At 66.9% G+C, this 10,055-nt stretch carries 10 protein-coding genes; 1 reads left to right on the top strand and 9 read right to left on the bottom strand.

Features of this window, described 5'->3' with window-relative positions; genetic code table 11:
- Positions 1-82 precede the first annotated feature (82 nt).
- The 8 genes from WAW17_RS18665 to WAW17_RS18630 all read right to left on the bottom strand — a co-directional run bounded on the left by WAW17_RS18665 (position 83) and on the right by WAW17_RS18630 (position 8,893).
- Entirely contained in the window at positions 83-1,300 is a 1,218-nt protein-coding gene (locus WAW17_RS18665; protein WP_422334421.1) for a vWA domain-containing protein, read from the bottom strand.
- On the bottom strand, positions 1,297-1,953 hold the full coding sequence (locus WAW17_RS18660) for an SRPBCC family protein (RefSeq protein ID WP_422334420.1): 657 nt from the start codon (positions 1,951-1,953) through the stop codon (positions 1,297-1,299). The genes WAW17_RS18665 and WAW17_RS18660 overlap by 4 nt, the downstream gene beginning before the upstream one ends.
- Positions 1,954-1,965: 12 nt before the next feature.
- On the bottom strand, positions 1,966-2,883 hold the full coding sequence (locus WAW17_RS18655) for an AAA family ATPase (RefSeq protein ID WP_422334419.1): 918 nt from the start codon (positions 2,881-2,883) through the stop codon (positions 1,966-1,968).
- Complete coding sequence (locus WAW17_RS18650) at positions 2,873-3,769, bottom strand: XdhC family protein (RefSeq protein WP_422334418.1); 897 nt, start codon at positions 3,767-3,769, stop codon at positions 2,873-2,875. The genes WAW17_RS18655 and WAW17_RS18650 overlap by 11 nt, the downstream gene beginning before the upstream one ends.
- Positions 3,770-3,800: 31 nt before the next feature.
- On the bottom strand, positions 3,801-6,197 hold the full coding sequence (locus WAW17_RS18645) for an aerobic carbon-monoxide dehydrogenase large subunit (protein WP_422334417.1): 2,397 nt from the start codon (positions 6,195-6,197) through the stop codon (positions 3,801-3,803).
- Entirely contained in the window at positions 6,194-6,772 is a 579-nt protein-coding gene (locus tag WAW17_RS18640; RefSeq protein WP_422334422.1) for a (2Fe-2S)-binding protein, read from the bottom strand. The genes WAW17_RS18645 and WAW17_RS18640 overlap by 4 nt, the downstream gene beginning before the upstream one ends.
- Positions 6,773-6,774: 2 nt before the next feature.
- Positions 6,775-7,677 (bottom strand): FAD binding domain-containing protein, encoded by a 903-nt coding sequence (locus WAW17_RS18635; protein ID WP_422334416.1) that lies wholly within the window; start codon positions 7,675-7,677, stop codon positions 6,775-6,777.
- A 73-nt stretch (positions 7,678-7,750) separates the two neighbouring features.
- Positions 7,751-8,893, bottom strand: a complete 1,143-nt coding sequence (locus tag WAW17_RS18630) for an XdhC family protein (protein ID WP_422334415.1) — start codon at positions 8,891-8,893, stop codon at positions 7,751-7,753.
- A 193-nt stretch (positions 8,894-9,086) separates the two neighbouring features.
- Here WAW17_RS18630 and WAW17_RS18625 point away from each other — a divergent pair, with 193 nt between their 5' ends.
- Positions 9,087-9,434 (top strand): VOC family protein, encoded by a 348-nt coding sequence (locus WAW17_RS18625; protein ID WP_422334414.1) that lies wholly within the window; start codon positions 9,087-9,089, stop codon positions 9,432-9,434.
- Between the two features lie 10 nt (positions 9,435-9,444).
- Here WAW17_RS18625 and WAW17_RS18620 read toward each other — a convergent pair whose 3' ends face one another.
- Positions 9,445-9,882, bottom strand: coding sequence for a sigma factor-like helix-turn-helix DNA-binding protein (locus WAW17_RS18620; protein WP_422334413.1), 438 nt, complete (start codon positions 9,880-9,882; stop codon positions 9,445-9,447).
- Positions 9,883-10,055: the final 173 nt, after the last annotated feature.

The following is a 10,055-nucleotide window of genomic DNA, read 5'->3' as shown; positions in this document are numbered from 1 at the left end:
AACTGAACCACTGTGACATTGGGCGACGGCGCAGGGTGAGATCGGGCGACGGCGCAGGGGTGACATTGGGCGACGGCGCACGTCACCGGCCGGCTCGCTCGTCACCCATCACGTCGAACACCTCTCGCACTGCGGTGAGCGAATGGGCGGGCAGGACGGCGTCGCAGAACGGCAGCGCTGCGGCCATGGACCCGGCCAGGGGCGCAAAGCCGGGTCCACCCGCGCGCGGATTGAGCCAGATCACCCGATGCGCTCGGCGGCGGATCCGGGTGAGAGCACGCGCGAGATCGGCGGGGTCGTCACTGTCCCAGCCGTCGGATGCGATGAGAACGACGGCGCCGCGCAACGCGTTTCCGTGCGGTGAGGACAGCAGTTCGGCGAGACTGCCCGCGATGTGGGTGCCGCCGAATCTGTCCACCACCTTCTCGTTCGCCTTGGCGATCGCGGCCTCGGCGCTGCGATGGGACAGCACGGCTGTGAGTCTGGTCAGCGATGTGGAAAACGCGAACACCTCGGGTCGTCCCGCCGTCTGATGCTGCACCGCAGCCCTCATAAGGTGGAGGTAGACAGCCGAATAGGGCTGCATGGACCGGCTCACGTCGCACAGCATCACGATTCGGCGCGGACGATCCCTTGCCCGGGTTCGCACGAGAACCGCCGGTTCCCATCCTGTGGCCCGTGAACGGTTCATCGTCGCGCGCAGATCGATTCGCCGTCCCCGATGATGCGCTTCGCGGCGTCGAGTGCGGCGATGCGGCCACGCGGCGACCGCGCGTTCCAGCGACTCCCCGAGCAACCGGAGGTCCTGCGCGTCGAACCGGGCGAAGGGTTCATCCGCTCGCGCTGTGAGGCGGCTGGGCAGTGTGTCCGGCAGCATCACGGCAGCATCGTCGTCTGCCTCGGGATGATCACGCCCACCGGTCACTGCGGGACGGGTCACCCACGGCACTCCCCCTCCCTCGACGGTGTTGTGCCGATCGCGGGCGTCTCGGACAGCGGCGAATACCGACTCCGTGCCCGAACGACTCTCCGCCGTGGGATCGAGCCACACCGCCACGTCGTCGAACACCGCCGAGAACGCGCGGTCGAACGCCCCGAGGTCCTCGGAACGATTGACGAGGGTCAGCCGCGCGGCCCAGTACAGCCGCTGTCGCGAGGTGGGTGCGCTCAGCCGCAACGCCTCGACGAACACGACCGGGCCGCTCGCCGAGACGGCGATGCCGCCCGCTCGCAAACGGGCGACGAGGGCCACCGCAAAGGCGGCAAGGTCCACGCCCCGGAACAGTCCCGCAGATTTCATCGCCTTCTGCGGCCCGCGATCACCAAGACCACCACGAAGGCGATGACGGCGAAGACCACGGGCGCGTATCGCTTCCATTGACCCACACCCGCGAGCTCGAGGAGATCGATCGCCGGCTGCTCGGGTGATGCCTGCGGTGTGGCCTGGAGTGCGGCGAGCCCCTCGGTCTCGGCGCCGCTCACCGGGACGGCCGTCACCTCACCGACGGTCTTGCCGGACAACTTGGCCTCCAACGAGTCCGCGAACTGACCGAGCAGCTTCTCCGACACCTGCTGGAGCATTCCACTGCCGAACTGCGCCAGCTTGCCGACGATCTTCATGTCCGTGTCGACTGTGACCCGGGTACCCGCGCCGTGTTCGTGGAGCTGGGCGGTGATGGTCGCGGACGCGTTGCCCGACCCCCGCGAGTCACGACCGCTGGCATCGATCACCGCCCGGTGGTCGGTCTGGTCGAGTTCGAGAAACGCGGCCTTGCCCTTGAACTCACTCGTCACGGGCCCGACCTTCACCTTCACCGTGCCCAGGTAGTTGTCGCCCTCCCGTCCGGTCATCCGGGCGCCCGGCAGCAGCGGCGCCACTTCCTCGAGGTCCGTCAGCACGCTCCACGCCCGCTCGATCGGTGCGCTGACGGTGAATTCGTTGGCGATTTTCATGTGGTTGCCCTCTCATCCCGACCCGGCTGATCCGGTTGTCTCCGCCGACAGACGGTTCGCGTACTCGGTGAATGCATCCGAGATGATCGTACGATCGTCCGGGGTTTTCGCGAGTGCGCTCAGGCTGGACGCGGCGTCGTCGCGCACGAGATCGCCGACGCCGAGGGCCGCGAGCGCGGATACCCAGTCGATCGCCTCGGCGATACCGGGTGCTTTGTCCAGGTCGAGTTCCCGCGCCCGGTGCACGAATTGGGCTGCGTGCTCGATCAGGGCGGTGGTGGCCGATGGGACGGTTCGGCGGACGATTGCCACCGCACGTGGCAACTCCGGGTAGTCGATCCAGTGGTACAGGCACCGGCGGCGCAGGGCGTCGTGAAGGTCGCGGCTCCGATTCGAGGTCAGTACCACGATGGGCGGGGGCTCGGCGGTGAACGTGCCCAGTTCGGGGACCGTGACCGAGGCCTCGCCGAGAAACTCGAGCAGCAGGGCCTCGAATTCGTCGTCGGAACGGTCGATTTCGTCGATGAGCAGCACGGGCGGGGTGGGTCCGCGATACCGCACGCAACGCAGGATCGGCCGCTCGATGAGGAAGTCCTCGGTGAACAGGTCGGCCTCCGTCAACCCTTCACCGTGTGACTCGGCGAGCCGGATGGCGAGCAGTTGACGCTGGTAGTTCCAGTCGTAGAGGGCCTCGTTGACGGTGAGCCCCTCATAGCACTGCAACCGGATCAACGGTGCACCGAGTACCGTCGCGAGCGCCTTGGCAGCGGTGGTCTTGCCGACACCCGGTTCGCCTTCCAGCAGAAGGGGGCGTCGCAATGCGGTGGCAAGGTACAGCGCCGACGCGGTGCCGAGATCGAGGAGGTAGTCCTGGGCGTCGAAGCGGCGCACCACGTCCGGAATGTCCTCGAATACCGCTTCAGCCCCCACTTCTCGCCTCCGCGAACGATGTCCGGCATCCCTCGCAGCAGAACCAGAAGTCCTGATCGTCGATCCGCAGATGCACGGCGTCGGGCCCTACCGTGACGGTCATGCCACACACCGGGTCGACGGCGGTTCGCACCGGGTCCGGCGGCGCGCTCGGCTCACGCGCATCGGGTGCCCGCAATCCTTCGCGGCGGATGGCCGTCACCAGTTCGGCGACGATGGACACGGCGATCTCGGCGGCGGTCCTGGCTCCGATGTCCAGGCCGACGGGGGTGTGGACGCGCGCGCGTTCGGTTTCCGTCAGTTCGAGCGGGCCGAGTATCGACGCACCCCGGGCTTTGCTGGCGACGAGTCCGATGTAGCCGACACCGGCGTCGAGTGCCCCCCGGATCATGTCGCCCTCCGGACCGCCGTGGCTGGCGATCACGATCGCCGTGGTTTCGTCGAGATGTTCCGGGTCGCCGTCGCGCTCCACGACGAAACCGGACATCGCAGCCATCCCCTCCAGTGCTTCCGCGATCGGAGTCGAACCGCTGATTCGCAGCAGCGGTGCCGGCAGTTGCGGTTCGAGAAAGATCTCCATGGCGCCCGCGGACAGGCACGGATTCACCACGACCTCCGCTCCGGGTGTGTCCGGAAAGTGCACCGCGCCGTCCGGCAGCACCCGCAGCAACACCGACTCGTTGGTCTGCAGTGCGTCCAGAGCCGCCTTGCGCACCGAGTTCTGGGCGCACTGGCCGCCCACGAAACCCTCGATCGTGCCGTCCTGCAGCAGAATCGCCTCGTCGCCCGTGCGCGTGGACGTGGGCGGCTGCGCGCGCACCACGGTGGCGTGAACGAAGGGCCTGCGGTCTCGCAGCAACTGCGCCGCACGCTCTTTCATGTCCATCGGCGTTCCTGTCGGTCGGGATGAGGTGAGATCAGATCGGCGGCGTCGCCCGGCCCTGCATCGCTTCCCACACCCGCGACGGGGTGAGTGGCATGTCGGCGTGCCGCACCCCGAACGGCGCCAACGCGTCGACGACGGCGTTCACCACCGCCGGCGGGGAGCCGACCGTCGCGGATTCGCCGATTCCTTTCGCACCGATCGGGTGATGCGGCGATGGCGTGACGGTGAACCCGGTCTCGAGGTGCGGCACCTCGAGCGCGGTCGGAATCAGGTAGTCCATCAGTGACCCCCCGAGACAGTTGCCGTCCTCGTCGAAGCCGATCATCTGCATCAGGGCCATGCCGATTCCTTCGGTGATACCACCGTGCACCTGTCCCTCGATGATCATGGGATTGATGCGCGTTCCACAGTCGTCGACGGCGAGGAACCGGCGCACCTTCACCACGGCGGTTCCGGGATCGATGTCGACGATGCAGAAGTACGCACCGTAGGGGTAGGTGAGGTTCGACGGGTTGTAGCAGATCTCGGCGTCGAGTCCGCCCTCGATTCCCTCCGGCAGATCGCCCGCACCGTGGGCCCGCATGGCGATGTCCTGAATGGTGACGGACGCCGAGGGATCGCCTTTGATGTGGAACGAACCCTTCTCCCATTCCAGGTCGGCAACAGACGCCTCGAGCATCCCGGACGCGATGATCTTCGCCTTGTCCCGCACCTTCCGGGCCACCAGTGCGGCCGCTGCTCCGGATACCGGCGTGGACCGGCTGCCGTACGTCCCGAGACCGAACGGGGTGTTGTCGGTGTCGCCGTGCACCACGTCGATGTCTTCCGGGGGAATCCCGAGTTCCTCCGCGATGATCTGCGCGAACGTCGTCTCGTGGCCCTGTCCCTGCGTCTGCACCGACAGCCGCACCACGGCCTTGCCGGTGGGATGCACCCGGAGTTCGCAGCCGTCGGCCATGCCCAGACCGAGAATGTCCATGTCCTTGCGCGGGCCGGCACCGACGGCTTCGGTGAAGAACGAAATGCCGATTCCCATCAGCTCTCCGCGTTCGCGCCGCTCGCGTTGCTCCTGCCGCAACTGCTCGTAGCCGATCATGTCCATGGCCTTGCGCATCGTCGTCGCGTAGTCACCCGAGTCGTACACCCAGCCGGTCTTGCTGGTGTACGGAAACTGATCCGGCTTCAGCAGGTTTTTCAGCCGCAGCTCGGCCGGATCCATCTTCAGGTCGAACGCCAGGCAGTTGACGAGCCGTTCCACGAGATAGACGGCCTCGGTGATACGGAACGAGCACGCATACGCGACGCCGCCCGGCGCCTTGTTCGTATAGACCGACGTCATCTTGCAGTACGCCGCTTCGATGTCGTAGCTGCCGGTGAAGACACCGAAGAATCCGGCCGGATACTTCACCGGGGAGGCGACCCCGTTGAAGGCGCCATGATCGGCGAGCACGTTGGTCCGGATCGCGAGGATCCTGCCCTCCGCGGTGGCGGCGATCTCGCCCACCATGATGTAGTCGCGGGCGAAACTGGTGCTCATGAGGTTCTCGCTGCGATCCTCCATCCACTTCACCGGCTTGCCGAGCACCAGGGACGCTACGATCGCGCACACGTACCCCGGATAGATCGGAACCTTGTTGCCGAATCCGCCACCGATGTCCGGGGAGATCACCCGGATCTTGTGTTCCGGGATGCCCGCCACCAACGCGTACAAGGTCCGGTGTGCGTGCGGTGCCTGGCTCGTCGACCACAGCGTGAGCTTGCCGGACACCCGGTCGACGTCCGCGACAGCACCGCACGTCTCCATCGGCGCGGGATGCACACGCGGATAGACCATCTCCTGTTTCACCACCACGTCCGCCTTCGCGAACACGGCCTCGGTGGCGGCGGCGTCGCCGGTCTCCCAGTCGAAACAGTGATTGTCCTTCTTGCCCTCGAGATCGGTGCGGATCACCGGCGCGTCCGGCGACAGAGCCGTGCGGACGTCGACGACGGGATCGATCATGTCGTATTCGACGTCGATCAGTTCCAGCGCATCCCTGGCCGAATAGCGGTCCTCGGCCACGACGAATGCCACTTCCTGCCCCTGGAACCGGACCTTGTCGGTGGCCAGCACCGCCTGCACGTCGTTCGACAGGGTGGGCATCCAGGCGAGGTTCTTCTCGGCAAGGTCGGCGCCCGTCACCACCGCCTTCACCTTCGGATGTTCCTGCGCCGCCGTGACATCGATACTGACGATGCGCGCGTGCGCGACGGGTGAGCGCAGAATCGCGAGGTGCAGCATGCCGGGAAGCTGAACGTCGTCGACGTAGTTGCCCAGGCCCCTGATGAACCGGGGATCCTCCTTGCGCAGCATCCGACCGTGGCCGCACGGCTTCTTGTCGTTGTCGACGAGGTCTGTGTCTTCGGGACGGGATTCGACGGTGGTCATGACGTGCTACCTACGTTCTCGGTCACGGTCATCGGCGCACCCTCGGCGCCGTGTGTCTTCTCTTCCTGCACTTCGGCGTCGAAGTCGCCGGCAGGTTCGGGGACCGCCACCTTGCCGTGGCGGTGCTCCGCCGCCCACTGGATCGAACGCACGATCGTGGTGTACCCGGTGCAGCGGCAGATCTGCCCGGAAATGGCTTCGCGGATGGTGTCCTCGTCGGGATCGTCCACCCGGTCGAGCAGTGCACGCGCCGTCATCATCATGCCCGGAGTGCAGAACCCGCACTGCAGACCGTGGCACTGCATGAACCCCTCCTGGATGGGATCGAGTTCGCCGTCCTGTTCGAGGCCCTCGACGGTGCGCACGCGGTGCCCGCTCGCCATCGCCGCCAGCATGGTGCACGACTTCACCGGATCGTCGTCCACCGTGACCACACAGGTTCCGCAGTTACTGGTGTCGCAGCCCCAGTGGGTGCCGGTCAACCCCAGCTGATCCCGCAGGAAATGCACCAGCAGCATGCGCGGTTCCACGTCCGCGCTCACGTCTTCTCCGTTGACGGTCATGTTGACCTGCATGGTCATGCTCCTCCGGTCGGCTGGTGTTCGACGTCGGCGCGCAACACCCGGTCCACTGCCGTGCGGAGAGTGCGCGTCGTCAGTTCGGACGCCAGATGGCGCTTGTAGTCCACGGTGCCGCGCACGTCCCCGACGGGCGAGCACGCCTGCGCGGCCAGACGGCCCGCCTGGATGAACGCCTCCTCCGACGGAGGCCGCCCGACCAGATAGTCGGACACGGCGGAGAGGCCGGCAGGATCCGAATCGACAGCAGTCAACCCGACGGCAGCCCGCACGAACTCACCGCCCTCCACCGTCACGGCTGCGCCCGCGGCGGTCACCGCCCAGTCCCCCGCACGGCGTTCCACCTTGGCGTAGGCGCTCGCACTGTGATCTCGCCGCGGAATCGTGATCTCGGTGAGTATCTCGTTATGGGCCAGCGAGGTCTCGTACGGACCGACCGACACCTCCTCGATCGGAATCTCGCGGACGCCACCGGGCCCGCGCACCACGCACGTGGCACCGAGGACTCTGCAGACCGTCCCCAGATCTTCGGCCGGATCGGCCTGGCACAGAGATCCGCCGATCGTTCCGCGGTTACGCACGATCGGATCGGCGATCACCCATTCGGCATCACGGAAGATCGGGAACACCGCCGCGAGGTCGTCGGATTCGAGGAGTCTTCGGTGTCGCGTCATCGCCCCGATCCGGACCAGCGCCGGCTCCATCGTGATGTACCCGAGTTCGCCCTCGAGGTCGTTGATGTCGATCAGGAACTCGGGGTTCGCAAGTCGCAATTTCATCATCGGCAGCAGGCTGTGGCCGCCCGCCACAAGACGGGCCTCCTCACCCAGCCGGTCCAGCAGAGCGATGGCGTCGTCGACTCCGGTTGCGCGTTCGTACTCGAAAGGTCCTGGTACCTGCATTGTGACCTGCCTCACAGACCGTGGATGCTCTCAGCCTGCGCAACTTTCGGTCGTCCGTCAAGTACGCACAGCCTCAGTCCACCGGGGCGGCGGCGGATTCCTCATGGTGGATCCGCCCACTCGACTCGGCCAGCGGACGTCCACATCCGCCCCACCGTCGGGCGATGATCTCGGCCGCGATCGACACCGCCGTCTCCTCCGGTGTACGGGCCCCGATGTCCAGGCCGATTGGGCTCGACAATCCCTCGAGCTCGCTGTCGGAGAGCCCGGCCTCGCGCAGTCGGGCACGACGATCGAGGTCGGTTCTTCGCGATCCCATCGCCCCGACGAACGCGATGTCGGGCAGGCGCAGAGCCAGCTCCAGAAGCGGAACATCGAACTTGGGGTCGTGGGTGAGCACGCAGACCACCGTTCGCGAGTCGATTGCCCGCGCCTCGACCTGCGCGGCGAGGTACCGGTGTGGCCAATCGACGATCACCTCGTCCGCGGTCGGGAACCGCGCCCTCGTCGCGAACACGGGCCGCGCGTCGCACACGGTCACCCGGTATCCCAGGAACGCCCCCTGCCGGGCCACCGCCGCTGCGAAGTCGATGGCGCCGAACACCAGCATGCGTGGTCGCGGGGCATAACTCGCGACAAAGATCTCCATTCCCTCCCCGAGCCGTTGCCCGTCCGGACCGTATGTCAGCACCTCGGTTCGCCCGGCCGCGAGGAGTCCCCGAACATCGTCGGTGACCGCGGCGTCGGCGCGGGGCGAGCCCAGTGAGCCGAGGGCATCGTCCGGACGCACCACCAGCCTCCGGCCCACCCATGCGGCGTCCGGGTGGGACACCACGGTGGCCACGGCGACGGGGCGCTGGTGCTCGACGTCTGCTGCAACCTTCCCCAATTCGGGGAACGTGCGACGGGACACTGCCTCTACGAAGATGTCGATGATTCCGCCGCAGGTGAGGCCGACGGAGAACGCGTCGTCGTCACTGACGCCGTACCGTTGCAGCGCCGGAACTCCTGAGGCCGCCACCTCGGTGGCCAGTTCGTAGACGGCGCCCTCCACGCACCCACCCGACACCGAACCTGCGACGGTACCGTCGGATGCGACGACCATCGATGCGCCCGGCTGCCGCGGCGCGGACCGGAATGTACGGACCACCGTTCCGACTCCGGCCGTTCCACCGGATTCCCAGATGGGCATCAGATCTGCCAGCACGTCACGCATCGGCGGCACTCCTCCGTGGATCGGAACTCCGGGTGCTCCGGCGCTCGACTTCAGCCTATTTCAGCTGCAGTCCGGTAGGGCTCGCAAATACCTCGACACACTGCAGGCACACGGGCGGCATTGACGTTTCGCGCGCACCTCGGAGTGGAACGATCGACCGCGCACCCTGCGGAGTTGCCGGTACCGTTGATCGATGGCACTGGATTGGGAAGCCCTGGTGGTCGATGCCGTCGACCCCACCCGGCTGGGACAGTGGTGGGCCGCAGCCCTGGGCTGGGGCTACGTCACCGATGCCGATGGCGACGTCCACATTCGGGAGTCGCCCGAGAGTCACCCGGAGATTCTCTTCGTCCAGGTACCCGAACCGAAACAGATCCCGAACCGCCTGCATCTCGACTTCCGTCCCGAAGACCAGCAAGCCGAGGTGAAGCGACTCCTGTCTCTCGGAGCCCGGCATGCGGATGTCGGTCAGGGCGAACAGAGTTGGGTTGTTCTCGCCGATCCCGAAGGGAACGAGTTCTGCGTGCTCTCCAGCCGGTGACGAAGACCGATCACCCGGTCTGCCCGTGCAGCGTGCGGAGCGCACGGTGCTGAACGACGAGAACACGGCCCACGGGCAGACCGAGCACCCCTGCGGTGTCGGGCACGGAGAGCCCGTCGATCAACCGCAATGTAACGATCTCGCGCGCAATCGGTTCCAGGCTCTGCAGCGGACCCTCAGCCGCCGCGGCGGTGATGTGTCCCCCCTGCGCCACCACACGCCGGATCACGCGGTAGATCTCCTGCAGCGGATGCTCCCGTCGGGCAAGGCGCGGTAGGTCGCGGGCCACCGCCAGGCAGGCGTCATGCGCGGCGGACTCGGCCGAACGCGCCCGGCAATAACGCACCACACGCGGCCACAACACGTCGACAGCGGCCTCAACGGACCCCCGATCCCCCGCCGCCGCGGCTCGCGCAGCCGAATGGAGTTGTTCATCGACGACACTCATGTGCAATTCCCCCGAATTCGCCACCAGAACTCCGCCGACCACCGGCGCGCCGAACGTCCCCTGAGCCTTTCACCACTCTACTGCGGCGCACATCGGGGACTTTCCCCATTTCCGGCCCCACCTTCCCGGTTACAGTTCGGGCTTCCTCCGGAGACTCTTGGTCTGACCACGCT

It is taken from the genome of Rhodococcus sp. (in: high G+C Gram-positive bacteria) (genome assembly GCF_049286785.1).
GTDB lineage: Bacteria > Actinomycetota > Actinomycetes > Mycobacteriales > Mycobacteriaceae > Rhodococcus_F.
This window is presented reverse-complemented; position numbering and strand designations above follow the sequence as displayed.